Origin of the sequence: Bradyrhizobium sp. DOA9, from assembly GCF_000617845.2 — a bacterium.
Lineage (GTDB): Bacteria > Pseudomonadota > Alphaproteobacteria > Rhizobiales > Xanthobacteraceae > Bradyrhizobium.
Window position 1 is genome coordinate 5,189,132 of record NZ_DF820425.1, and the last position, 23,609, is coordinate 5,212,740.

Sequence of the window (23,609 nt, forward strand, 5' to 3'; positions counted from 1 at the left end):
ATCGCCCCGGGGTGATTCAACTCGCAACATTTATTCAACGCTCGTCGAGCAGGGAGCGGACCTTCGCGGCCAGGTCCTCGATCGCAAAGGGCTTGGACAGCAAATGCTTGCCGGCATCGAGCACGCCATTGTGGACGATCGCGTTGCGCGTGTAGCCGGTGGTGAACAGCACCTTCAGGTCCGGGTAACGTCTCGACAGTTCGGCCGCGAGCTCGGCGCCGGTCATGTCGGGCATGACGACGTCGGTGAACAGCAGATCCGGAATGAAACCGCTCTCGATTTTGCCGATCGCCTCCCGGGCGCTCGCGGCCTCGACGACGGTATAGCCAAGCTCGCGCAGGCTTTCGGACGAGATGCTGCGGACCCGCTCGTCGTCCTCGACGACGAGGATGGTCTCGCTCTGCAGGCTTGCACCGGGATGCGGCACGCCTTGCGACGGAGCTGAGACCGCCTCTTCGCCCGCAAAGCGTGGCAGATAGATCTTCACGGTCGTGCCGACGTCGACCTCCGAATAGATTTTGACGTGGCCGCCCGATTGCCGCACGAAGCCGTAGACCTGGCTGAGGCCAAGTCCAGTCCCCTTGCCCACGACCTTGGTCGTGAAGAACGGATCGAAGACCTTTCCCAGCACGTCCGCCGCAATGCCCGTGCCGTTGTCCGTCACTGCAATGAGAACGTACTGCCCCGGCTGCAGCGCGTATTCGCGGGCATATTTTCGATCTATCGAGGCGTTGGCGGTTTCGATCGTCAGCCTGCCGCCCTTCGGCATGGCATCGCGTGCATTGACCGCAAGATTGACGAGCGCGCTTTCGAGCTGGGCAGGGTCTGCCTTGACGCGCCACAGGCCAGCCGCCAGGACCGCCTCGAGACGGACGAGCTCGCCGAGCGAGCGCTCGAGCAGCTCACTCATCTCACCGACCATCCTGTTGATGTCCACGACCTCGGGCGCAAGAGGCTGCTGTCGCGAGAACGCCAGCAATCTCTGCGTCAATGTGGCGGCACGGTTTGCACCATCCATGGCGCTCTCGAGGAAGCGGTCAATATTGGGCTCTCCCTTGGCGAGCCGCCGTTTGGCGAGATTCAGGCTGCCGAGGATCACGGCCAGCATGTTGTTGAAGTCGTGGGCGATCCCTCCCGTCAACTGCCCGACGGCTTCCATCTTCTGCGATTGCCGCAATTGCTCCTCGGCCTTCATGCGCTCGGCGATCTCGTCGGCGACACGTTGCTCGAGCTCGGCATTGAGCGCTTCGAGCCTGGTCAGCAGCCGGGCATTGTCGATCGCGGTTGCGGCGTGGCCGGCAATGCCGAGCAATGCGGCCTCGTGCGCGTCGTGAAATCGACCGACCTCCGCATGGCCGAAGAAAAGCCCACCGAGCACTTCGCCGCTTCGCGAGATCACGGGGACCGCGAGGTAGGACCGGACCGGAAGATGGCCCTCGGGCATGCCCTTCCGCGGCGCATTCTTGCCATAACGCGGGTCTTGCAGGATGTCGTCCGACCGCACCACGCCCGTGCCCTTGAAGGTCGGCTCGAACACGGCGGTGTTGCGCGGCATCGGGAAGTTTTCGAAAGCCGATCGCGGCGCGCCGGACAGCGAATACAGCATGTAGCTGCCGCCGTCCGCGGCCAGGACGTTATAGAAGAAGGCTCCGAACTGCGCCCCCGTCAGCTCGACGCCGGCATCCGTCACGATCTGGACGATCCGCTCGAGATCGCGTTCCCGGGCAACCGATGCTCCCGTGTCGTTGAGGATCCTCAGATGACCTTCGGTCTTCTTTTGCGCGGAGATATCCAGCACGGTCCCGATGAACCGGCTGGCCTGGCCGTCGGAAAAGATTGCGTGACCCGTTGCGGCGATCCAGCGCTCGACGCCATCCTCGATGCCGACGGTCCGGTATTCGATGTTGTAGTTTGCCGGAGCATGCGGCTTCAGAGCTGCCGAGACGGCCTCATGGGCGCGCTGCCTGTCGTCGGGATGGATACCCTTCAGGAATGAGCCCTCATAGCTGACCTCGGCATCCGGTGGGAGACCGAACACCTCCTTGCAGCGGCTATCCCATCGAAGGATATCGTTGACCGGATCGTAGTCCCAGGTGCCGATTCCGGCGGCCTTGTTGGCGAGGACCAGCCGCTCGGCGGCTTCGCGCGCCGCCTGCTCGGATCGGACGCGCTCGATGTGCGCCCATGATCGCTCCGTCACCTCGGTGAGCAAGGCAAGTTCGCGCGGCGTCCAAAGATGCGGACCGCGGTGATGAATGGCCATCAAGGCGGTCAGGCGCCCTTCCTTCACCAAGGGCATGCAGATCGTCGAACCGATCCCGATGCTCTGGAAAGTGGCCGCTTCCTCGGGGGCGATCTCCTTCAGATTGTCGTTGATGATGAGGGGCCGGCCGGCGCCCAGCTCCCGCACCGCCTTCTCGCCGAAGTCGGCAAGGCTGTAGTGCCCCACGATGTGCATCGCACCGGGGGCCGCCCAATCCCCGCGGATGGTGAAGCCGTCCTGATCAGGATCCATGTCGGCATAGGCGCAATTGGAGACGCCGAGATACTCACCGACCATTTTCGTCGTCACCGCCATGACGCCGTCCGCATCGCGCGTCTTGGCCGTTTCCTTGTTGAGGGTGTCCAGGAAGAGCAGCCGCGCTTCGTTCTCGCGCACCGCGCTCTCGGCGCGGCGGCGTTCGACGGCGGTGCGGGTGCGTTCGGCAACCTCGCGGATGAGCTCCAGCTCCGCTGGGCTCCATTCCCGCGGCGTGGCATTGTTGAGGTAGAGCAGCGCCACGACCCCGTCGGGCTCGGAGATCGGCATGTTGACCAATGCGCGGGCCGAGATCGCCTCGAGAGCTCGGGCGCGGTCGCCGACGCGAGGGTCCCTTTCTGCATCGGCGCAGATGACCGTCTCACCCCGCTTCAAGTCCTCGATATAGCTGCCATAGTCGCGAAAGCGCAGCACGCCGGCCAGGCTCGAGATCCCCGGCGCATTCCAGTCGCGCGCGATCGTGATGGTCTCGGCTGAGATATCGACGGTGCCGTAACCTGCCCGGCTGACCTTGAGGCTGCGGCCCAGCAGCTCCGCCGCCGCATAGGCGAGATCGTCGGGGTTGCCGATCTCTCGAATATGATCGCCGAGGGTGGCTAGGACGGCGTTGCGGTCGGCCGAAGGTCCGCCGGTCGCTGTCGTCATCGGTCACCCCCGAACACGTCCCTCGCTCCACCTGCACACCGATAAAACAGTAACCGTAGGAAGACGGTTAGGTTCCCGGCCGGGGGACGGCTCTGCATCAAGACGCCTCTCGGCCCCGGCCGAGGCGAGTGATGCGGGTGGTCAAGTGCCTTCAATGACGACGGACTTAGACCGGCGTATAGATCACGAGCTTCAAGGCGGGATCGTCGTTGGCCTGAAAGCTGGTGTGCTCGAAGTGCAGCACGCCCTTGGTCGGATGGTTCATGGTCTTGCGGCCCGAGATGGTGCTGCGGACGTCGTGTGCCTCCCACCATTCGGCGAATTCCGGACTGCCCTCGCGCAGTCGCGTCAGCAGCTCCGTGAAGGCGGGATCGCCGGCCCAGACGTCGTGATTGGCGCGAAACATCGCCACCATGGCCTTGGCAACGTCCGTCCAGCCGGCGCCGTACGATTTTCGCGTCTGCTTGTTGGTCATCATCAGGAGCAACGTGTTGCGGTCCTGCTCCGGCAATCGCCCGAAGCCGAAGACCTCCTCGGCCGCATCGTTCCAGGCCAGCACGTCCCACCGCCGCCCGGTGATGTAGGCCGGCTGGTGCAGGCTCTCGATCATCCGCCGAATGGGCGGAGGCACGATCTCGCGCGTGAACGGGCTTCTTGCGCGCTCGCGCGCCAGCGCCTTGAGGTGCGCGTGCTCGGCCTTGCTGAGACGGAGCGCCCGGGCTAGCGCATCCACGGTGGTGACGGACGGGCTCACGGTGCGGCCCTGTTCGAGCCGGATGTACCAGTCGACGCCGATGCCGGCGAGCTGCGCGACCTCCTCGCGGCGCAGTCCCGCGGTGCGCCGGCGCCTGCCGATCGGGAGCCCGACGGCTTTGGGCGACAGCTTTTCGCGACGCGACCTCAGGAAGTCGCCGAATTCGACGCGGCGAGGATCGGCCATGACGGATGTCCCTGCGATGGAGGGTCTATGGAATACTAGGATAATACCAGGCCTTCATGTCTTCCGCCAAGGCGGCGCATACGGATTTCACCCCACCTCGAGGTGAACATCATGAAAGCTGCCGTACTCAAATCCTTCGGCTCGCCGCTGGCGATCGAGACTGTCCCGGAACCGGTGCTCGGCACCGGCGAAATCATCATCGACGTCGTCGCGACGCGCGTGCTGTCCTACATGAACGAGGTCTTCGACGGCACGCGCAATTATGCGCTCGACCTGCCGATCGTCCCCGGCCCTGGCGGTATCGGCCGGGTGCGCGCGATCGGTCCGGACGCGACCAGGCTTGCCGTCGGCGACTGGGTGTTCTGCGATCCGACGGTGCGCTCGCGCGATGACGCCGTGGCGCCCGACATCGCCCTGCAGGGCCTGACCGCCGCGGGGCCCGGCGGCATGCGCCTGCAACGGCACTTTCGCCACGGCTCGTTCGCCGAGCAGATGCGCGTCCCGACCGAGAACGTCAAACCCCTCGGCCCGATCACGTCCGAACAGGCGGCGCAATGGTGCGCGCTGGGCACGCTGCTGGTGCCCTATGGCGGCTTCCTCGCGGCAAACCTCCGCCCCGGCGAGACCGTGCTGGTGAGCGGCGCCACCGGCAATTTCGGCAGCGCCGCCGTCTCCGTCGCGCTGGCGATGGGCGCAGCCTGCGTGGTCGCGCCGGGCCGCAACGAAAAGATCCTCGCCGACCTCGTCCGCCGCTTCGGCGGCCGCGTCAAGCCGGTCAGGCTCACCGGCACTGAGGACGACGACCGCGAAGCGATGAAGCGCGCCGCACCGGGGCCGATCGACTGCGTGTTCGACATCATGCCACCCTCGGTGAGCCCGAATGTGGTGCGGGCTGCCGTCATGACGGTACGCGCTTACGGCCGCGTCGTGCTGATGGGCGGCGTCGGCATGGCCGGCGGCGCGGGCCTCGAGCTGCCCTACCCCTGGATCATGCGCAACTGCATCAGCATCCACGGCGTCTGGATGTATCCGCCGGATGCGGCGAGCCGCCTGATCGCGCTGGTGCGCGCCGGTTTGCTGCGGCTCGACGAATACGAGACCACGGCCTTCGATCTCGACCACGCCAACGAGGCCGTGGCGCATGCCGCGGCCCATGGCGGGCCGTTCAAACTGACGGTGATCAGGCCCTGATTCCTGAAGAGACGGCGGAACGCGGTCGCCGATTTTTTTCGGAAGCCCCACCAAGCACTTGGCTACTGTGCATGGGGTTGTTTTCGAACTTTTGTTAGTCGAGCTCGACCACCTGTCCGTGCGACAGCGAGACCCGCCGGTCCATGCGGCCGGCGAGCTCCATGTTGTGGGTCGCGATCAGCATCGACACGTGCGTCGCCTTGACCAGCTGCATCAGGGCCTGGAACACGTGCTCGGCAGTACCAGGGTCGAGATTGCCGGTCGGCTCATCCGCAAACAGCACGCGCGGAGCGTTGGCCACCGCGCGGGCGATGGCGACGCGCTGCTGCTCGCCGCCGGACAGCTCGGCGGGGCGATGGGTGATGCGGTCGCCGAGGCCGAGATAGCCGAGGATCTCCTTGGCACGCTTGACGGTCTCGGACTTCTTCAAGCCGCGGATCATCTGCGGCAGCATGACGTTCTCGAGCGCCGAGAACTCCGGCAGCAGCCGGTGCGACTGGTAGACGAAGCCGATATCGGTGCGGCGCAGCTGGGTGCGCTCGATGTCGGGCAGCTGCGAGGTCGGCGCGCCCGAGACATAGACCTCGCCGGAATCGGGCGCTTCCAGCAGCCCCGCGATGTGCAGCAGCGTCGACTTGCCCGAGCCCGACGGCGCCACCAGCGCGACGGACTGGCCGGCCCACAGCGCCAGCTTGGCGCCGTCGAGGATCGTCAACGGCACCTCGCCCTGCAAGTACTGCCGCTTTATCTCGTGGAGATAAATGACCGGTACATCTTCCGCCCCATGCTCAGCCCCTTGGCTCTCCATCAGCCCCTCACTCGTACCGGAGCGCTTCGACGGGATCGAGGCGCGCGGCGCGCCACGACGGATAGAGCGTCGCCAGGAACGACAGCGTCAGCGCCATGATGACGACGGCCGTGGTTTCGCCGACGTCGATCTCGGCGGGCAGTTTCGACAGGAAGTACAGTTCCGGCGAGAACAGCTCGGTGCTGGTCAGCCACGAAAGAAACTGCCGGATCGATTCGATGTTGAGGCAGATCACGAGGCCGACGCAGAAGCCGACCAGCGTGCCGACCACGCCGATCGACGCGCCCGTGATCAGGAAGATCCGCATGATCGAGCCTTGCGAGGCGCCCATGGTGCGCAGGATCGCGATGTCGCTGCCCTTGTCCTTGACCAGCATGATCAGGCCGGAGACGATGTTGAGCGCGGCGACCAGCACGATCATGGTCAGGATCAGGAACATCACGTTGCGCTCGACCTGGAGCGCGTTGAAGAAGGTCGAGTTGCGCTGCCGCCAGTCGACCAGGAACACCGGCCGGCCCGCCGCCTCCGTCACCGCCTTGCGGAAGGCGTCGATCCTGTCGGGGTTGGCGGTGAACACCTCGATCGAGGTGACGTCGTTGCTGCGGTTGAAATAGGCCTGCGCTTCGGCGAGCGGCATGAACACGAAGCCGAGATCGTATTCGGACATGCCGATCTCGAACACCGCGACGATCTTGTAGGGCTTGATCCGCGGCGTCGTGCCCATCGGCGTCACCGCGCCCTTCGGCGCCACCAGCGTGATGCTGTCACCGGCATGCAGCGACAGCTGGTCGGCGAGCCGGCGGCCGATCGCCACGCCCTGCCCTACGTCGAATCCTTCGAGCGAGCCCTGCTTGATGTTCTTGGCGATCGAGGTGAGGTTGTTGAGGTCGTCGGAGCGGATGCCGCGCACGAGGACGCCCGAGGCGTTCCAGGGAGATGACGCCAACGCCTGACCGTCCACCACGGGCGCAGCGAGCCGGATGCCCTCGACCTGGCTGAGGCGGTCGGCGACGTCCTTCCAGTCGGTCAGCGGCGATTCCAGGGGCTGGACCAGGATGTGGCCGTTCAGGCCCAGGATCTTGTCGAGCAACTCTTTGCGAAACCCGTTCATCACGGCCATGACGATGATCAGCGTCGCGACGCCGAGCATGATGCCGAGAAAGGAGAACCCGGCGATGACCGAGATGAATCCCTCCTTGCGGCGCGCCCGCAAATAGCGCGCCGACAGCATCCACTCGAAGGGCGCAAAGGGCGCGGTTTGCACGGTTTCGGTCATGGTCTCATCCATCGCTCGATAATCCCATGATTCGGGGTCAATTGTGGCCGGATTGGCGGCCGCGATATCGCGCGATGAACAATATTCGGCCGACCGGCCTGGTCAGCCCACAAGTCGTGCGACCGCGTCCGCAGGCGACATGGTCTCGCGCGCGCCGTCGCTGCGCCGCTTGATCTCGACCTTGCCGTCGGCAAGGCCCTTCGGCCCGATCATGATCTGCCAGGGGATGCCGATCAGGTCGGCGGCGGCGAATTTGGCGCCGGCGCGCTGGTCGGTGTCGTCGTAGAGCACGTCGACGCCCTTGGCCGTGAGCTCGGCATAGAGCTTCTCGCAGGCCGCATCGACGGCCGCATCGCCCTGCTTCAGGTTGAGGATCGAGACGCGAAACGGCGCCACCGCCTCCGGCCATTTGATGCCGGCATCGTCATGGCAGGCCTCGATGATGGCACCCAGCAGGCGCGAGACGCCGACACCGTAGGAGCCGCCATGGATCGGCACGTCGACCCCGTCCGGTCCCGCCACCAGCGCCTTCATCGGCTCGGAATATTTGGTGCCGAAATAGAAGATCTGGCCGACCTCGATGCCGCGGGTGTTCACCCGCTTGTCCATGGGCACCTCCTGCTCGAAGCGCGCGGCGTCATGGACGTCTTCCGTCGCTGCGTAGAGCGAGGTCCACTGCTTGATGATCGGCGTCAGGTCGCTCTCGTAGTCGACATCCTCGCCCGGCACCGGCAGGTCCAGCACGTCGCGATTGATGAACACGCCCGATTCGCCGGTCTCGGCGAGCACGATGAACTCGTGGCTGAGATCGCCGCCGATCGGGCCGGTCTCGGCGCGCATCGGGATCGCCTTCAGTCCCATCCGCGCGAAGGTGCGCAAATAGGCGACGAACATCTTGTTGTAGGCAACGCGCGCCGCCGCTTCGTTGAGGTCGAACGAATAGGCGTCCTTCATCAGGAACTCGCGGCCGCGCATCACGCCGAAACGCGGACGCTGCTCGTCGCGGAATTTCCATTGGATATGATAGAGATTCAGCGGCAGGTTCTTGTAGGACTTCACATAGGCGCGGAAGATCTCGGTGATCATTTCCTCGTTGGTCGGCCCGTACAGCAGCTCGCGCTTGTGGCGGTCGGCGATGCGCAGCATTTCCGGACCATAGGCATCGTAGCGGCCGCTCTCGCGCCAGAGATCGGCGAGCTGCAGCGTCGGCATCAAGACCTCGATCGCGCCGGAGCGGTCCTGCTCCTCGCGCACGATCTGCTCGATCTTCTTCAGCACGCGGAAGCCGAGCGGCAGCCAGGCATAGATGCCGGCCGCCTCCTGCCGGATCATGCCGGCGCGCAGCATCAGCCGATGCGAGACGATCTCCGCCTCTTTCGGATTTTCCTTCAGAATGGGCAGAAAGAACCGCGACAGCCGCATGGTCATACTCTGGGAATCAGTGATCGCCTGCAGTGAAACCGGATTGGGAGCGAAAACACAAGACGGGAATGAGGAAAAGCCGCTAACGCGGCGAAATTCCTCGTCATTTTTCCGTTGCCTTCAGGTTTGACTCGAGGCGCAGCGTGCTCTTCAAAGCCGACGAGCCTAAGGCGGCGGCACCTCGAGTTCATCCGCAAGCGTGATCTTCTCGAAATCGCTCACAAGCGCCTCGATCCCGACGCGCCAGCGGCCGGCGAAGGGCAACTCGACCTCGCGTACGTGCCAGTAGCCATCCGGCCCGAGCAAGGCGCCCCGTGCCATCGGCTCGATGCCGCGCCCGGGCGAGCTGAGGGTCAATGTCACCTCTTTGGCCGCCAGCGGCGTCCCCTCGCCGGTCATGAGCTGGAGCACGAAATCGTCCTTGCCGACCTTTCCAGGAGACACCAACACCTGGAACATCGCCTTGTCGCTGTGGATGTGGATCGCCAAAGGCGTCTCCGGAACAATCGTTCGCGGCGGCGGCGTGAAGCGCCAGCCGGCGACGACGGCAAAGATGGCGAGGGCGATCACGCATTCGAGGAGGATCGAGCGCTTGAGAATGGCCTCGGCTCCGCGATCACGTGCGAGTGCCGGAGTGAGACGGAAGCGGTTGAGCGCCGCAAGTGCGAGCAGCATGAGGACCAGCGCGAGCTTGATCGAGAGAATGAGGCCGTAGCGGGTCTCGACCAACGCCGAAGCCTTTTCGACCTGAACGATGGCAAGGGCCAGACCCGTCAACGCCAGCACGCCGATGGCCGGCATGGCGATGGCCGAAAAGCGGTTCACGACCGCAAGTGTTGATGCCGTCGGCTTCGACAGCAAAGCCGCGAGCGGAGCGAGAGCGCCGATCCACAGCGCAACGCACAGGCCGTGAAGAAACATCGCCGGTCGCATCATCATCTGAGGCGGCGCCGTTGCGGCGTGCCCGCTCAGGGCGAGCGACGAGCCCACACCGACCACCGCCATCATCGCAAGAGCTCGCGAATACCACGTGCTGCGCAGCGCCAGGCCAGCGAACAGCATCGCGGCGGCGGCAACAAGAAATGCGCGGCCGGCACTGGTCGCGAACGCGACCTTCCAAGGCGCGGCAGTCGCGAGCCCCGCCAGTGGCAGTCCGAGCAGATCAAGACCCAGCGCACCGAAGGACACCACCGCGCTCGGAAGGCCGACCACGAGCGCCGCGCGCGGCACGGTCATCCCAGTCTGAGACCGCGATATCCAACGCGCGAACAACACACCGCCGACGCCAACGAACAGCCCGAGATAGAGGCCAACGCGCGTTAGCCAGATCAGCGCGCCCAACCAGTTGCCCGGACTCACGGGCAGCTTCGTCTCCGACTGTATACCGATCGAAAACATCACCGATCCCACGACCGGATGCCCATCCTGCGAGATCACGCGATAGCTGACGACCGCGGTCCCCTCAGGCATATCCGCCGGCATCGCCATGGAAATCGTCTCGCCCGACGCCCTGACAGGCGGATCGTCCCGCGCCCTGCCTGCCCCGTCGATCAGCCGGATCGCGCCAGGCGTCACCGGCTCGCTGAACCGCAGCACCACCGCCTGCGGCGCGGCCGCGAGCGTGCTGCCGCTCGCCGGCTCGACCGAGACCAGCGCCGCATGCGCGAGCGCGCCGCTCGCAAAGCCCGCAGCGAACAGCAGCGTCGCGAGCGCGGCGAGGAGGCGCATCAGGGTTTCGGCAGGAGCTTCACGCCAGGCGCCGGCGACTTGCCCTCATGCGAATGCCCTGCCCCGTCGGTCGGGATCTCGATCCAGCGGCTGACGCCGGTCTCACATTCCTGAATTACGGGGAAGTACAGAGTCGTGTTCGGCTTGAGCTTGTCGGTCAGCACCGTGAGCATGATGAACTCGTCATAGTTCTTGTCCGGCAGTTTGCCGCCGGACCACGCCACCTCCTTGACGCCGGACGAGAGCTTGTTGCCGTGATAGTCGTATTCCCCGGCATATTTGCCCTCGACGACGTCGACGGTCCAGCCGGCCTTCGGCATCGGCTTCACCGCGATCACCCCTTCCGGAATCTGCACGCGGAGCTTCACCGTCGGCGAGCCCGCGCAGCCATGCGGCACGGTGAAGACCGCCTTGTAGGACGCGCCGATTGTGGCTTGCTTGGTCTCGAGCGAGACATGCGCCGCCACCGGCGATGCGGCGAGCGCGGCTATCAGGATCAGACAGGATCGCTTCGACATATTCGGTCTCCCGAGAGTCCAGAACAGTCTCATTTCATCTTCATTCCCGAATGATCCGGCATTTTCTTCATGTCCATATGACCCGAGTGCCCGCCATCGCCCGGTGCCTGCGCGCCGACGCCCTGAACGTCGAGGGAGACCGCCACCTTACCGGCCTTCTCGAACTGAAGCGTCACCGGCACCTTGTCGCCCTGCTTGAACGGCCCCTTGAGCTCCTGAAGCATCAAATGGTTACCCCCGGGGGCGAGCTTCACGGTCTTGCCGGGATCGATCGCCAGTCCCTTGTCGAGCGCGCGCATCTTCATCACGCCATTGTCCATCGCCATTTCGTGAATCTCGGCTTTGCCTGCGATATCGGCGGACACGCTGACCAGCCTGTCGGCGGCGCTACCCTTGTTTTCGATGGTCAGATACCCGCCGGCGACCTTGGCGCCGCCCGGCGTCGCCCGGCTCCAGGCCTGCGAGATGACGAGATCGCCGGCCTTGATATCGTCGGCCAGGGCGACCGCACTGCTGCCCAGCAGCAGTGCGATGGCGAGAAATGCTGGCTTGATCCTGTTCATGTGAGTCCCTCAACGTGATTGGAGTGTTTGCATGCGTTTTTGACGGGAGGTCGGCTTACCATCGATACCTCATTCCAGTGTAGACCGCCCGTCCGCTGCCGGGTTCGAACAGCGCCGAGTTCGGCGTTGCCTGATTGATGATGCTGGCGCTGGCGATATAGGTCTTGTTGGTGAGGTTTCGTCCTTCGATATAGGCCGAAAACGGGCCGCCATCGTCGAATCCGGCCTTGAGGCCCAGCAGCGCGTAGGGCTCGGTCTTCAGCGTGTTCGCATTGTCGACGAAGTAGGCTTGCGGCACCCATTCGACATTAGGTCCGAAATAGAATCCGATCGGGTTCTTGTACAGCAGCTCGCCGCGGAGATAGTGGCGCGGGGCTCCCGGCAGCACGTTGTTGCGGTAGTTTGGATCGTTGTCGAAACGGAAATCGTTGAGCGTGTAGGCGACATTCAGCCAAAGCTTATCCGGCGTCGGACCGTTGTCGAAAATGCCACGGACAATTGCCGCACCCGCGCCCGCTTCGATGCCCTGGTGAATGGTGCGGTCGAGGTTGGCGACATTGCAAGTCCCGGTCCCGGCGGCGGCGCTGGTTCCGAACAGGCATTGCAGTTCGTCGCGGATGTTGGCGCGGTAGGCGGTGATTTCCCAGGCGTAATCGGGCCGCTTCATCCGCGTTCCGATCTCGTACGTCGTGGCGATCTGCGGGCGAACTCTGGTGAAGTCGATGACCGGCGTCCCGCCGCCTCCGTTGGAGCTTTCGCCAAAGCTCGGAACTTCGGCACTGCGCGAGATGTTAGCGAAAGCCTGCCAGGTCGGATCGATGTCCCAGAGCAGACCGGTCTTCGGTGACCAGAGATTGAACTCGGTCGATCCTGGCTGAATGCCATTGCCAAATACGCGCACGTGCCTGTCGCGGCTGGCGTGGAGGAATTGCGTGCCGGCAATCGCCGCGACATTCGGAAGCAAGTAGAAACTATCCTCGACGTAGATCGACGTATTTTTGGAGCGGTCTATCGCGGATGACAGCAGTGCACCTTTCTGACCGCCGATGTTGGCGAATTGCCGGTTGTCGATGCTGCCATTCAACAGGTTGACGCCCGCGACCAGCCGGTTGCGGTAACCGCCGATGATGCGGTCGTCCGTCACCTTCGCGAAGCCACCGTAATCCTTGTAGCGATAATCGAGCCACTGGAAGATCGGATGCATGAGGTGCCGGTCGACGCCGAAGGCGCCGAACTCGAACCTGGTGTCGTCGAATCGGATCGTCGTCTTGTTTGCCAGCCTGACCGTGTCGATGTTGCGCTGCTGGTCCAGGGCAACGTTCGCCGGAGCCGCGGCCTCCGGATTGGTCAAGGCGGACGCCTTGGTGACGGTTCCTGGAATGCGTTGCCGCACCTCGTTGGCATTGAGATAGAATCGCGTCTCGAAATCCGGCGAGAACTGGTAGCCAACATTGCCGCTCACGCGGTTGCCCGAGCCGAAGCTGTGATCGCGGAAGCCGTCCGTGGCCTGCGTCGATGCGGTGATGAAACCATCCCACGGCCCGTTGGCGCCCCCTGCATTGGCCTGCAGTCGCCTGAAGCCGAAGGATCCCACGTCGAACGAGACGCCATTGGGGAACCGGTCGCGTCCCGACGGCGTCACGAAGTTGACGGCGCCTCCCAGCGAATTGGCTCCGAACTGCAGCGCATTCGCGCCCTTGTACACTTCGACATATTTGTAGGCGGTCGGGTCGATCTCCTGGAAATCGCCGTAGCCGTCCGCCGTGTTGATCGGGATGCCGTCCATGTAGAGCTGCACGCCACGCAGGTGGAAATTGCGCGACAGGCCGGATCCGCGGATCGAAAGCCGGGTGTCGTCGCCCCATTTCGGCTGCGCAAACACGCCGGGCACGTAGTCCAGGACATCCTTGATCGTGCTGGCGGGAGTCGAATTCCGGTAAGCCTCCGCTGTGACCAGTGCTACGCCGCCCGGCGTCTGGTTGATTTCGCTCAGCGCCTGCTGGGCGGTGAGAACCGTCAGGGCACCAGGGACGGAAGCCCCTTCGGAAGCTGCCGTCGATTGCGCGGGCGCAATTGCAGGCGCGCGGGCTCGCGTTGATCGCGCGGCCGTTCGCTGTGTGCGGGCTGGTGAGGCCCGTTTCTCCCGCGGCGCGTCGACCGTGACGGGAGGAAGCTCGCGCCTGCTTTCCTCCGCAATAGCATCGGACGGCACAACAAGGGCAGAAGCTGAGGCAAGCAGAATTCCGGGCGCGGAAAGCAGTCGAAAGAAGCCTGAACGAGGCATGAGGTCATTCCTGATGCCGGCACAGAGCCGGCGCATTGCGATTCCGGCACGGCCGAAGCCGGCTCGGAGCTGAAAGTTTCGCGGATCAGGAAATGCGAGGCGGTGCGCGCGCCTGGGCGATCGAACCGTCGTCGGCGGCGAGGACGGGCGCGTTCGCCACATGCCAGACGACGCGGGCGATGGGGCGGACGAGAGTTGAGAGCGCCGCATGGGGCGACGCGTCAAGCAAGGCGTCAGCGTGGGCGAGGCAGCAAAGCGCACATGCGCCGGCTTTTGCAGCCGGTGTCCCGGTCTCGTCGACCGGGCCGCCCTGCTCACTCGGGCTGTGGCAGATGGCGCCTGCAGAGAACGGATCGGCCACGGCCTGGCCGGCCGCGAGACAGGCGGCGATCGGCGCCAGCACCTGCATCACCAGGGCGAGCAGGACTATGGGCAGAAATCTTTGCAGCCGTGCGCGCATCCGCCGAACCATTCGTTCGCCTGCTAACTAAACACTCGGGCACGGCTGAGTCGAGGCCAGTTCCGCACCCCGCTAGGTCCAGCGCAAACCGCGCGAAAGCTGTGGCCGGAACGCCCCACCCCCGCCTGGGCCGGTATCTGAGGCAGGGAAGCCTGCCTCGGCCATCCACAAATTTCTTATGTTTGTCATACATTTAAGTAGGTCAAAGCCCGATCATTTCGTCAGCTGCTGTTATTTTGAACATTCGTTGCCGAAAATGATGACAAGTGAGAAAAGTTGATCTAGCATCCCTCTTGCTCAGGCGCTGACCGCGAGGTCGAGGCCTGGTGGTCCAAGTCTCGGGAGGAGCCCCTGGCGCGCAAAACGCAGCGTCGCCCCGTCAATCAAGATCAAATCTTAAGATCGGGGATAATAGGGTCGACACAATTTTTGAGCGGGGCCAGGGCCCCGCTCTTTTTTTGCCCGCGCGGCTGAACTGTCGATGAACGCGGTCTCTCATCTCATCGAAGACAGCTTTGAACGCGCCGCCTCGCGCTGCGCCGATCTCACGCCCCTCGTCTACCAACGCCTGTTCGATCGGCATCCGGAAACACAGGCGATGTTCCGCTCGAAAGGCGGTGACCTCGTGAAGGGATCGATGCTGGCGCTGACGATCGAGGCGATTCTCGACTTCGCCGGCGAACGCCGCGGGCATTTCCGGCTGATTGCCTGCGAGCTCGCCTCGCACGATGCCTATGGCACGCCGCGCGAGCTGTTCATCGCGTTCTTCGCAGTCATCAGGGATACGCTCCGCGATCTCGCCGGCGACGACTGGACGCCGGAGATCGCGCGAGCCTGGGAGACACTGCTCGCCGAGATCGATGCATTCGCCGCCACGCCCACCTGACGCTTTGCGCTGCACCAACGCGCCGGCCGCGACGACGCTGCGGCTGATTGCAGATTGAGTGCGAACAACTCTTGTGAGAGACTTTCGGACATCGGTAGCGCAACCAAAGACGCGCCGACGACAAATATATGGGAGCGAGCGATGTCCGGGACGAAAGATTTCTCGACGACGAGGCGCGATCTTCTTCAGGCGGCGGCGACCGCCGGCGCCGGAGCTGCCATCCTCGGCAGCATGGGCATAAACCCCGCACTGGCCGCAGTCGGGCGCAGCGAGAAGCCGCTGAAGGCGGCCTTCTCCAATGCCGGCCTCCAGGCCACCTGGTGCGCACAGGGCAAGCAGGCGGCGGAATTCTGGGGCAAGCTGTTCAATGTCGAAGTGACCTGGTTCGATGGCCAGCTCGACGCGGTGAAGCAGCGTGCGGCGATCGACAACATGGCCTCGCAGAAATGGGACTTCGTCGCGATCCAGGCCTTCGGCATCGGCACCCTCACGCAGCCGGTGCAGAAGATGATCGACGCCGGCACGCCCGTGATCGACATGGACACGCTGATTGCCCCGCTCGATCAGATCAACGTCCATTCCTTCCTCGCGCCCGACAACGAGTTCATGGGCGCTTCGGTGACGCAGGCGCTGTGCAACGCCATGGGCGGCAAGGGCAAGATCATCATGACGCAGGGCGCGCTCGGCCATACCGGCGCGCAAGGGCGGGCGAAGGGCTTCAACTCGGTCGTCAAGCAATTCCCCGGCATCGAGGTGCTCGACACCCAGCCCGCCGATTGGGATGTGTCGAAGACCGCACGTCTCTGGGAGACCTATCTGACAAAATACCCGCAGATCGACGCGGCGTTCTTCCACAATGACGACATGGCGCTCGCTGCCGCCAACATCATGAAGGCGCGCAATCGCACCAACATCCTGATCGGCGGGGTCGATGCCATGCCGCCGGCGATCCAGGCGGTCAGCGAAGGCCGCATGTTCGCGACGGTGCGCAATCCCTCCTGCCGCATCCATGGCGGCGCCATCATCGCGGGCGTTTCAGCCGTGGTCGGCGGCGAGAAGAGCGGACAGGGCATCCCGAAGAACGTCGTCACCGACGGTCCGGTCGTGACCAAGGCCAATGCGGCCGGGATGCAATGGATGCAGGATCACTTCCTGATCTGAGCCTCCAGATCCTTCATGATCGTGGGACAACAGCCCATCCTGGAACTGCAGGGCATCACGAAGAGCTTCGGCGGCGTCGAAGCGCTTCGTGGTGTCGACTTCGCGCTATATCCCGGCGAGATCCACGGTCTCGTCGGCGAGAACGGCGCCGGCAAGAGCACGCTGATGAAGATCATCGCCGGCGTGCACACCGAATTCTCCGGCCGCTTCCTGGTCGACGGCCGGGACATGCATTTTCGCTCGGCGCGCGATGCGCACGCCGCCGGCATCGCCATGGTGCACCAGGAGCTCAGCGTCGCTCCGGACCTGACGGTCGCGGAGAACGTCTTTCTCGGCAATCAGCCGATCAACGCACTTGGCCTCGTGCAATGGCGGCGGATGGCGCGCGAGGCCGGCGAGCAGCTCGCCCGCTTCGGCATCGACGTCGACCCGATGGCGCGGCTCGGCGATCTCCCGATCGGGCTGCAGCAGCTGATCGAGATCGCGCGCGTGCTGTTCTCCGGCGCGCGCATCGTCATTCTGGACGAGCCGACCTCCGCCCTCTCCCCGCCCGAGGTCGAGCGCCTGTTCACAACGCTCCGGCGGCTGCGCGAACAAGGCACCGCGATCGTCTTCATCTCGCATTTCATCGAGGACATCCTGCTGGTGTCCGACACGGTGACCGTGTTCCGCAACGGTCGGAAGGTCGCGGAGACGGCGAGTGCCGCGACCAGCAAGGGCGCGCTGATCGAGGCCATGATCGGCCGCGGCGGCGAGGCGCTCGAGCATAGCTACACCGACGACCTGACGCTGCCGCAGCCGAGCGGCAGCAAGGTCATTCTCAAGGCCAGTCAGCTGTCGCTGTCCCGCAGCCTTCAGGACGTCTCGTTCGAGGCCCGCGCCGGCGAAGTGCTCGGCATCTACGGCTTCATGGGCTGCGGCCAGCAGGAGCTGTCGCGCATCCTGTTCGGCAAGCTGAAGCCGGACAGCGGCACGCTTGCGGTCGAAGGCGTCCCGAAAACCTTCGCCAGCACGGCTGCGGCGCGGCGCGCCGGCGTGGCGCTGGTGCCGGAGAGCCGGCGCGACATGCTGTTTCACCAGGAGCCGGTCTACAAGAACATCTCGATCAGCATCCTCGACCGCATCTCCTCGCTGCTGCTCAAGCCGGCTCAGGAGCGCGACATCGCAAGGCGCCAGGTCGAGCAGCTGCAGATCAGGCCCCCGGTGGTCGGCCTCGATCTCGGCATGCTCTCGGGCGGCAACCAGCAGAAGGTCGCGCTGGCGAAATGGCTAACCTATCCGCCCAAGCTGCTGGTGCTGTGCGAGCCGACCCGCGGCATGGATGTCGGCGCCAAGAACGACGTCATCAACATCGTCCGCGACCTCAGGACAAAGGGGCTCGCGATCATCGTGCTGTCGACCGAGCCGGAAACGGTGCTGTCGCTGGCCGACCGCATCCTCGTGCTCAAGCGCGGCGCCTTGGTGCGTGAATTCAAGAACGAGCCGGTCAGCAAGGACCGCCTGCTGGAAGCGGCGTGACGGAGAAGCACATGAGCAGCGAGACGGCTTTGGCGACGAGACAGCGGGCGCGGGGCCTTGCGCCGTTCCTGCGCTCGCAGATGCGCAACATCGCCCCGTTCCTGACGCTGATCTTCCTCACCGCCTTCTTCGCCTTCGCCAGCCCCTCCTTCGCGACGCTCGACAATCTCGGCAACATCCTGACGCAGGTCTCGGTAACAGGCATCATCGCGGTCGGCCTGACCTTCGTGATCCTCTGCGCCGAGATCGACCTGTCCATCGCCAGCATCGCCAACGTCACCGGCATTGCGGTCGCCTACTTCACGCTGCAGGAATCCTACGTCAACATCGCCAACATCCCCCTGCCCGGCGCCGTCGCGATCATCCTGTCGCTCCTGCTCTGCGCCCTGCTCGGTCTCGTCAACGCGCTCGGGCTGACCGTGATCGGCATACCCTCCTTCATCATGACGCTTGCGATGATGCAGATCGCCGCCGGCATCTCGGCGCTGCTGGTGCGCGGCCAGATCGCCTACAAGGTGCCGAGCCTGATCACGACGCTCGGTTCCGGCTCGATCGGCGGCATCCCCTGGATCGTCATCGTCGCCGCCATCATGCTGCTCGGCGGCCATCTCGTGCTGACCTACACCCGCTTCGGCCGCTACGTTTACATGGTGGGCGGCAATCGCGAGGCGGCCGAATATTCGGGCCTTAACGTCAAGCTGATCCTCGGCGCGGTGATGGTGATCTCGGCGGTGTGCGCAGGGATCGGCGGCATGCTGGGTGTCGCCCATTTCGGCAGCGCGCAGCAGAACGAGTTCGACACCTACCTGCTCGATTCCATCGCCGCCGTCGTGGTCGGCGGCACCAGCCTGTTCGGCGGCCGCGGCGGCATCGGCAACACCATCGTCGGGCTCTTTGTTCTCGGTGTCCTGAACAACGGCCTCGACCACGTCAACATCGACAGCTTCCTGAAGATCCTGATCCGCGGCCTGATCCTGCTCGCGGCGCTGGTCATCAACGTCTATGCGCAGCGCTTGAGGGAGAAAGCGGCGGAGTAGACGGCCGGCAAAACAAAAGTGCGAAAACAACCCCATGCACAGTAGCCGGCGCCAGCGAAATCAATGACTTGCCGGCGGGCGTCGTGAAATTGCGGATTTTACGAACTCGATTTGCTCCGTCAGGCAAAACAGGGGTATGATGTCATCATCGGCAGCGGGCTTTCAAGGGCCGGTGCATCCCCGTCAGTGCGAGCGCAGCGAAGCAATCCGGACTGCTTCCGCGGAGGGATTCTGGATTGCTTCCCTGCGCTCGCAATGACGACGTGGCGGCATAAGCGCGATCCGGCATCACCTGTATCGCCCGGTCAGCGAGCGTCATCTAGTCGCGAGAATCGAAAATCGCAGTGGCTGGCGCCGCCCGCCGGCGTTTCATGGCAGTTGCGCTCTCCGGCCGGCCGATGTCCGTCGCAGTCGAGGCAATCCAGAGATCTCCCTATTGTACTTCGGAACCACTTGGTCTATATTGGCTGCATGATGGCTACCAATTCTCAACTCCCCGTAGGTCGCCCCCGTGAGTTCGATCTCGACGAGGCGGTAAGGCGCGCAATGCAGGTCTTCTGGGATCGCGGCTATCACGATGCATCGTTGCCCGACCTTCTTGCCGGAATGAAGCTTTCGAAGGGGAGCTTCTACAAGGCCTTCGGCGACAAGAAATCTGTGTTCCTGCGCGCGCTCAAACTCTATACCGACGACGGCGTGCAGAACGTCCAGGAGGTTCTTCGATCGGATCCTTCGCCGAAGGCGGCAATCCGCAACGCTCTCATACGGTATGCGGATTTGTCCTCTGGAAGCAAAGGTGTTCGCGGATGTTTTGCTGTATTGACCGCCGCTGAGATGTTGCCGGCGGATCCAGACATCGCAGACCAGATCAAGCGTCTTTTCGCCAGGCTTCAAGACCTGTTCGCTGCCACGGTAGCGAAAGGGCAAGCTGCCGGCGAAATCAAGAATAGTTGCGACCCTCGTGTAATAGCGCACTTTATCGTTTCCCATGCCCAGGGCATGAGGGTTGTTGGAAAAGTTGGATCACGTCGCGACGACATGCAGAAAAATATCGATCTCCTGGTGGAGACTGTTCTCTAAAGCTCAATTTGGAACCGATTGGTTTCTATTTATCGTGGTTCGCTTGCCGTCGTCCTAAAACAGCTCGGAGAAGAAACAATGAAAACTTGGCTCATCACAGGCTGCTCAAGCGGCTTCGGCCAGCGGCTCGCGCTCGCTGCAGCACAGCGCGGCGATCGGGTCGTCGCGACGGCCCCCAATGTCAAGACGATCGAGGAAATGGCCGAGCCTTTCGGCGGCCGCATGATCGCCTTGCCACTCGACGTGACCGATGCGGCGGCTGCCAAGGCAGCGGTCGCAAAGGCGGTCGAGAGCTTTGGCGGGTTTGACGTGCTCGTGAACAATGCGGGCTACGGACTGTTCGGCGCGATCGAGGAAGGCACGCCCGAAGAATATCGGCCGATGTTCGAGGTGAACGTCTTCGGCCTGATCGAAACCACCAGAGCCGCCCTGCCCGTGCTGCGACGTTCGGGCGGAACGATCGTCAACATGTCCTCCGGCGCTGGCATCGCGGGCGGCGGCGGCGCAGGTTATTACAACGCGGCCAAGTTCGCGGTGGAAGGGATCTCCGAAGCGCTCGCCGGCGAGCTGAAGCCGTTCGGCATACGGGTGCTGATCGTCGAGCCTGGGCCGTTTCGCACCGATTTCCTCGGCCGTTCGATCACGATGGCGGCCAACGAGATGCCGGAATACGCCGCGAGCTCGCGCAGGCACTATCGCGAAACCAACAACGGCAATCAGGCGGGCGATCCCGACAAGGCGATCGCGGTGATCCTGCAGGCAGTCGACGCCGATGACGCCCCGCTTCATCTGCCGCTCGGCCCGATCGCGCACGCGATCGCCGAGCGAAAGCTGGCTGCCTTCCGCAGCGATATCGACGCCTGGCGCGACATCACGATCGCCACTGATTTCGACCAGCCCTGAGGGCTGGCCGCGAGCTTTGGTTGAACGTCAACATCTGACCGGAAAGCGATCATGATCGCAACTTTAGAGGGCTTTACCCAGCAGCTGGTGCCGGTGAATGGCATCAAGATCAACGCCGTCACGGGAGGCTCAGGCCCGCCGATCCTTCTGCTTCACGGCTGGCCGGAAACATGGTGGGAATGGCACGATGTGATGCCGCTGCTGGCCGAGCATTTCAGCGTGGTGGCCATGGATCTGCGCGGCGCGGGCTTTTCCGACTGCCCGCTCGACGGCTATGACAAGGCGACGATGGCGCGCGACGCGCATGACGTGATGGTTGCCCTTGGGCATGAACGCTACGCCGTGTGCGGACACGACATCGGCGGAATGGTCGCCTTGCCGCAGGCCGCCCTCTACCGGGAGGCCGTTACCCACCTGGCCGTCCTCGACGTTCCGCTTCCCGGCTGGACCGGATGGGAGGCGACGACCGCAAGGCTCTGGCACTTCGGCTTCCATATGAACCGGGACCTGCCGGAGCGCCTGATTCATGGCCGCGAGTATGACTATGTTTCGACCTTCATGGCGGAGCGGTTCTACGATCACAGCACCTTCAATCCCGCTGATATCGAGATCTACGCCAAGGCGATGGCGCTTCCTGGCCGCACGCGTGGCGGCATGGAATGGTACCGCACCCTCGCCGCCGATCATGCGATTGCGCTCGCGTACAAGAAGCAACCGCTCGAGATGCCGGTGCTTGGCCTGGGTGGAGACCAGCGGTTCGGTGCGCATATGGTGCCGATGCTCAAGGAGTTCGCCACCAATGTGAGGGGCGGCTCGATCGCGCGGTGCAGCCACTATGTCGCGGACGAGCGGCCGGATGAAGTCGCAGCCGCCCTGATCGAGTTCCTCAAGGCCAATTGAAACTCGGCGCCCGCGCCGTCGCGGGCCGGGCGGATCGCGAGGCTGCGGGCGAGTTGCGCCGCGACGATCGCGATGCATCGAATAAACAGCAAAGGAGACTGTCATGACCACACCCGTCATTCGCGGCGTCAACCATATCGGCATCACGGTGCCCGACATCGAAGCAGCAAAATCGTTCCTGGTGGAAGCTTTTGGCGGCCAGGTGATCTACCAGTCCTTCGGACCGCAGGATCCGCCGCGCCAGGGACCCGAATTCGAGCGGGCCGTCGGCGCTTTTCCCGGAACGGTCGTGCGTGCGCAGGCGATGGTCAAGATCGGCACCGGACCCGACATCGAACTCTTCGAAATGCACGGTCCCGAGCAAGCCAAGCCGATCCGCGCCAGCGACTTCGGCATCACGCATTTCGCTCTCTACACCGACGACATCGACGCGTCGGTCGCGCGCTTCGAGAAGGCGGGAGGCACGCCCCTCACCGCGCCGCGCGCCATTCCCTATGCAACCGAGAAAGGTCCTGGAAACAAGGTCTGCTACTGCCGCATGCCGTGGGGCACGACGATGGAATTCATCACCACGCCGGACCGCATGGCCTATCATGACCAGACGGATCTGCGCAGATGGCAGGACGAGGACTGAGCAGGGCGCGAAAGAGGATCCGCGTCCGTTAAATCACGGCGACCGCTGACGATGTCGGAAGGTGCGACGAGGCGCAGCTGCGACGGCTGCCGTGACGGGTCGACCGCGCTGGCGCAGAGCTATCGCAATGGTGTGCACGATGCGGCGACATCGGCAGTGGGCTCCCTCCCCCGCTTGCGGGGGAGGGTTGGGGAGAGGGTGTCTCCGCGCTGGGATTATCGAAATGAACTGAGGACGTCCCAGTGCGGTGAGAGCCCTCACCCGCCGCGCGCGGGACGATGCTTCGCATCGCCCGGGGCGCGTCCGCCTCTCCCGCAAGCGAGAGCTTTGCACAAGAGGAGGATTTGCGATTCTCTAGGGCCTGTGGTGGAGGCGGATTCGGATGGCATATCGAGAGGTTGGGCAACCGAGCTTCGCGGACGCGCTGGTATCGCGGCGAGGGAAGGGTAGCCCGGTGCTGAAGCGGATTGGCGAACTGGTCGACTGGGCGGCAGTGGAGAGAGTGCTGAATGGTCTTCCGGAGCCGGAGCGCGGCCCTCCGCCCTATCCGCGACTGGTGCTGTTCAAGGCGCTGCTGCTGCAGCAATGGTATGGGCTTTCCGATCCGGCGCTGGAGGAAGCGCTCGACGACCGGGCCTCGTTCCGCGCCTTCTGCGGCTTTGTGCTGAGCGACGAGACGCCTGATCACACGACGATCTGGCGATTCCGCGAGGCTTTGCAGCGAGCCGGTCTGGACGAGAAGCTGTTCGCCGAGATCCTGCATCAGATCGACGCACGCGGGCTGGTGCTGCGCCGGGGCACATTGATCGATGCGAGCCTGATCTCGGCAGCAGTAAAGCCGCCGAAGCCGCCAGAGGACCCGCAGCCGCCCGGCCCGGACGGCCGTGAACCGAGCAAGCTGGTCAACAGCAAGCGCGATCCAGATGCACGCTGGACCAAGAAGGGCGGCAAGCGGTACTTCGGCTACAAAGCCCATATCGGCATGGATCAGAGTTCGGCCATCGTCCGCCGCAGCAAGCTGACCGACGCTGCGGTCAACGACACGGTGCCCGCCGACGAGTTGGTCTGTGGTGATGAGAAGGCGGTCTATGCCGACCAAGCCTATGACAAGCCTGA

Annotated in this window: 20 protein-coding genes; 10 read left to right on the plus strand and 10 right to left on the minus strand. The window is 64.1% G+C overall.

Annotated elements, in window-relative coordinates; translation table 11 throughout:
• Window positions 1–34 precede the first annotated feature (34 nt).
• Window positions 35–3,184, minus strand: a complete 3,150-nt coding sequence (locus BDOA9_RS24305; RefSeq protein ID WP_025036569.1) for a GAF domain-containing protein — start codon at window positions 3,182–3,184, stop codon at window positions 35–37.
• A 166-nt stretch (window positions 3,185–3,350) separates the two neighbouring features.
• Window positions 3,351–4,124 (minus strand): helix-turn-helix transcriptional regulator, encoded by a 774-nt coding sequence (locus tag BDOA9_RS24310; protein ID WP_025036570.1) that lies wholly within the window; start codon window positions 4,122–4,124, stop codon window positions 3,351–3,353.
• Window positions 4,125–4,235: 111 nt separating this feature from the next.
• Here BDOA9_RS24310 and BDOA9_RS24315 point away from each other — a divergent pair, with 111 nt between their 5' ends.
• Window positions 4,236–5,315: a zinc-binding dehydrogenase gene (locus BDOA9_RS24315; RefSeq protein ID WP_025036571.1), complete on the plus strand. Its 1,080-nt coding sequence runs from the start codon at window positions 4,236–4,238 to the stop codon at window positions 5,313–5,315.
• A gap of 94 nt (window positions 5,316–5,409) precedes the next feature.
• Here the strand turns inward: BDOA9_RS24315 and BDOA9_RS24320 are convergent, their stop codons facing one another.
• The 8 genes from BDOA9_RS24320 to BDOA9_RS24355 all read right to left on the minus strand — a co-directional run bounded on the left by BDOA9_RS24320 (window position 5,410) and on the right by BDOA9_RS24355 (window position 14,374).
• Window positions 5,410–6,123 (minus strand): ABC transporter ATP-binding protein, encoded by a 714-nt coding sequence (locus BDOA9_RS24320; RefSeq protein ID WP_025036572.1) that lies wholly within the window; start codon window positions 6,121–6,123, stop codon window positions 5,410–5,412.
• 7 nt (window positions 6,124–6,130) lie between these two features.
• Window positions 6,131–7,411 (minus strand): lipoprotein-releasing ABC transporter permease subunit, encoded by a 1,281-nt coding sequence (locus BDOA9_RS24325; protein WP_025036573.1) that lies wholly within the window; start codon window positions 7,409–7,411, stop codon window positions 6,131–6,133.
• Window positions 7,412–7,501: 90 nt separating this feature from the next.
• Entirely contained in the window at window positions 7,502–8,821 is a 1,320-nt protein-coding gene (gene proS / locus BDOA9_RS24330) for a proline--tRNA ligase (RefSeq protein WP_025036574.1), read from the minus strand.
• A 165-nt stretch (window positions 8,822–8,986) separates the two neighbouring features.
• Window positions 8,987–10,549, minus strand: a complete 1,563-nt coding sequence (locus tag BDOA9_RS24335; protein WP_025036575.1) for a copper resistance CopC/CopD family protein — start codon at window positions 10,547–10,549, stop codon at window positions 8,987–8,989.
• On the minus strand, window positions 10,549–11,067 hold the full coding sequence (locus BDOA9_RS24340; RefSeq protein WP_025036576.1) for a YcnI family protein: 519 nt from the start codon (window positions 11,065–11,067) through the stop codon (window positions 10,549–10,551). The genes BDOA9_RS24335 and BDOA9_RS24340 overlap by 1 nt, the downstream gene beginning before the upstream one ends.
• Window positions 11,068–11,096: 29 nt before the next feature.
• Window positions 11,097–11,630 carry a copper chaperone PCu(A)C gene (locus tag BDOA9_RS24345; protein ID WP_025036577.1) on the minus strand — a complete coding sequence of 178 codons (534 nt, stop codon included), beginning with the start codon at window positions 11,628–11,630 and terminating at the stop codon, window positions 11,097–11,099.
• A 55-nt stretch (window positions 11,631–11,685) separates the two neighbouring features.
• Window positions 11,686–13,914, minus strand: a complete 2,229-nt coding sequence (locus BDOA9_RS24350) for a TonB-dependent receptor family protein (protein WP_082847932.1) — start codon at window positions 13,912–13,914, stop codon at window positions 11,686–11,688.
• An 85-nt stretch (window positions 13,915–13,999) separates the two neighbouring features.
• Window positions 14,000–14,374 carry a DUF2946 domain-containing protein gene (locus tag BDOA9_RS24355; protein WP_025036579.1) on the minus strand — a complete coding sequence of 125 codons (375 nt, stop codon included), beginning with the start codon at window positions 14,372–14,374 and terminating at the stop codon, window positions 14,000–14,002.
• 481 nt (window positions 14,375–14,855) lie between these two features.
• Here BDOA9_RS24355 and BDOA9_RS24360 point away from each other — a divergent pair, with 481 nt between their 5' ends.
• From BDOA9_RS24360 to BDOA9_RS24400, 9 genes are all read left to right on the plus strand, one after another.
• Window positions 14,856–15,260 carry a globin gene (locus tag BDOA9_RS24360; RefSeq protein ID WP_025036580.1) on the plus strand — a complete coding sequence of 135 codons (405 nt, stop codon included), beginning with the start codon at window positions 14,856–14,858 and terminating at the stop codon, window positions 15,258–15,260.
• A 141-nt stretch (window positions 15,261–15,401) separates the two neighbouring features.
• Window positions 15,402–16,421, plus strand: a complete 1,020-nt coding sequence (locus BDOA9_RS24365; protein ID WP_025036581.1) for a sugar ABC transporter substrate-binding protein — start codon at window positions 15,402–15,404, stop codon at window positions 16,419–16,421.
• Window positions 16,422–16,436: 15 nt separating this feature from the next.
• A complete protein-coding gene (locus tag BDOA9_RS24370) occupies window positions 16,437–17,939 on the plus strand; it encodes a sugar ABC transporter ATP-binding protein (protein WP_025036582.1) in 1,503 nt (500 codons plus the stop codon).
• Window positions 17,940–17,950: 11 nt separating this feature from the next.
• Window positions 17,951–18,976, plus strand: coding sequence for an ABC transporter permease (locus BDOA9_RS24375; RefSeq protein WP_025036583.1), 1,026 nt, complete (start codon window positions 17,951–17,953; stop codon window positions 18,974–18,976).
• Between the two features lie 453 nt (window positions 18,977–19,429).
• A complete protein-coding gene (locus tag BDOA9_RS24380; protein ID WP_445291813.1) occupies window positions 19,430–20,056 on the plus strand; it encodes a TetR/AcrR family transcriptional regulator in 627 nt (208 codons plus the stop codon).
• Between the two features lie 78 nt (window positions 20,057–20,134).
• Window positions 20,135–20,959 (plus strand): oxidoreductase, encoded by an 825-nt coding sequence (locus BDOA9_RS24385; RefSeq protein ID WP_025036585.1) that lies wholly within the window; start codon window positions 20,135–20,137, stop codon window positions 20,957–20,959.
• Window positions 20,960–21,010: 51 nt separating this feature from the next.
• A complete protein-coding gene (locus tag BDOA9_RS24390) occupies window positions 21,011–21,859 on the plus strand; it encodes an alpha/beta fold hydrolase (RefSeq protein WP_025036586.1) in 849 nt (282 codons plus the stop codon).
• A 103-nt stretch (window positions 21,860–21,962) separates the two neighbouring features.
• On the plus strand, window positions 21,963–22,493 hold the full coding sequence (locus BDOA9_RS24395) for a VOC family protein (protein WP_025036587.1): 531 nt from the start codon (window positions 21,963–21,965) through the stop codon (window positions 22,491–22,493).
• 382 nt (window positions 22,494–22,875) lie between these two features.
• Window positions 22,876–23,609 (plus strand): IS5 family transposase (locus BDOA9_RS24400; protein WP_025036588.1); only part of this gene is annotated, 734 nt, incomplete at its 3' end.

Excerpts from the sequence above, each read along its gene's own strand:
- BDOA9_RS24305 (WP_025036569.1), bottom strand. The coding sequence starts at position 3,184 with ATGACGACAGCGACCGGCGGACCTTCGGCCGACCGCAACGCCGTCCTA.
- BDOA9_RS24310 (WP_025036570.1), bottom strand. The coding sequence starts at position 4,124 with ATGGCCGATCCTCGCCGCGTCGAATTCGGCGACTTCCTGAGGTCGCGT.
- BDOA9_RS24315 (WP_025036571.1), top strand. The coding sequence starts at position 4,236 with ATGAAAGCTGCCGTACTCAAATCCTTCGGCTCGCCGCTGGCGATCGAG.
- BDOA9_RS24320 (WP_025036572.1), bottom strand. The coding sequence starts at position 6,123 with ATGGAGAGCCAAGGGGCTGAGCATGGGGCGGAAGATGTACCGGTCATT.
- BDOA9_RS24325 (WP_025036573.1), bottom strand. The coding sequence starts at position 7,411 with ATGGATGAGACCATGACCGAAACCGTGCAAACCGCGCCCTTTGCGCCC.
- proS (WP_025036574.1), bottom strand. The coding sequence starts at position 8,821 with ATGCGGCTGTCGCGGTTCTTTCTGCCCATTCTGAAGGAAAATCCGAAA.
- BDOA9_RS24335 (WP_025036575.1), bottom strand. The coding sequence starts at position 10,549 with ATGCGCCTCCTCGCCGCGCTCGCGACGCTGCTGTTCGCTGCGGGCTTT.
- BDOA9_RS24340 (WP_025036576.1), bottom strand. The coding sequence starts at position 11,067 with ATGTCGAAGCGATCCTGTCTGATCCTGATAGCCGCGCTCGCCGCATCG.
- BDOA9_RS24345 (WP_025036577.1), bottom strand. The coding sequence starts at position 11,630 with ATGAACAGGATCAAGCCAGCATTTCTCGCCATCGCACTGCTGCTGGGC.
- BDOA9_RS24350 (WP_082847932.1), bottom strand. The coding sequence starts at position 13,914 with ATGCCTCGTTCAGGCTTCTTTCGACTGCTTTCCGCGCCCGGAATTCTG.
- BDOA9_RS24355 (WP_025036579.1), bottom strand. The coding sequence starts at position 14,374 with ATGCGCGCACGGCTGCAAAGATTTCTGCCCATAGTCCTGCTCGCCCTG.
- BDOA9_RS24360 (WP_025036580.1), top strand. The coding sequence starts at position 14,856 with ATGAACGCGGTCTCTCATCTCATCGAAGACAGCTTTGAACGCGCCGCC.
- BDOA9_RS24365 (WP_025036581.1), top strand. The coding sequence starts at position 15,402 with ATGTCCGGGACGAAAGATTTCTCGACGACGAGGCGCGATCTTCTTCAG.
- BDOA9_RS24370 (WP_025036582.1), top strand. The coding sequence starts at position 16,437 with ATGATCGTGGGACAACAGCCCATCCTGGAACTGCAGGGCATCACGAAG.
- BDOA9_RS24375 (WP_025036583.1), top strand. The coding sequence starts at position 17,951 with ATGAGCAGCGAGACGGCTTTGGCGACGAGACAGCGGGCGCGGGGCCTT.
- BDOA9_RS24385 (WP_025036585.1), top strand. The coding sequence starts at position 20,135 with ATGAAAACTTGGCTCATCACAGGCTGCTCAAGCGGCTTCGGCCAGCGG.
- BDOA9_RS24390 (WP_025036586.1), top strand. The coding sequence starts at position 21,011 with ATGATCGCAACTTTAGAGGGCTTTACCCAGCAGCTGGTGCCGGTGAAT.
- BDOA9_RS24395 (WP_025036587.1), top strand. The coding sequence starts at position 21,963 with ATGACCACACCCGTCATTCGCGGCGTCAACCATATCGGCATCACGGTG.